General features: G+C 51.5%; 2 pseudogenes. Both read left to right on the top strand.

What is annotated here, in order from left to right:
- Positions 1-141: pseudogene (locus tag FDX22_RS19720) on the top strand (SelA-like pyridoxal phosphate-dependent enzyme); the annotation flags it as partial.
- Positions 128-204: pseudogene (locus FDX22_RS19725) on the top strand (4-hydroxy-2-ketovalerate aldolase); the annotation flags it as partial. The pseudogenes FDX22_RS19720 and FDX22_RS19725, both read left to right, overlap by 14 nt.

Raw genomic sequence — 204 nt, forward strand, 5'->3', positions numbered from 1 at the left:
GAGGGTGATATCGCGATTTACGCGCGTCGTTATAACCTTCATCAGGGCGTCTTTAGTCTCGATCCGCGTACGGTCGCAGAAGGGGAAATGGCGCTGATCGTGGCGCGACTAAAGGAGATTGCAGAGCATGCAGCGCATTAATTTTTATCGCAATAAAGTGGCTATTAACGTGCTGGCGAAGGATATCGCCAACGCCCGGGAAAT

The sequence above is a fragment of the Citrobacter sp. TBCS-14 genome (genome assembly GCF_005280805.1).
Classification (GTDB): domain Bacteria; phylum Pseudomonadota; class Gammaproteobacteria; order Enterobacterales; family Enterobacteriaceae; genus Citrobacter; species Citrobacter gillenii.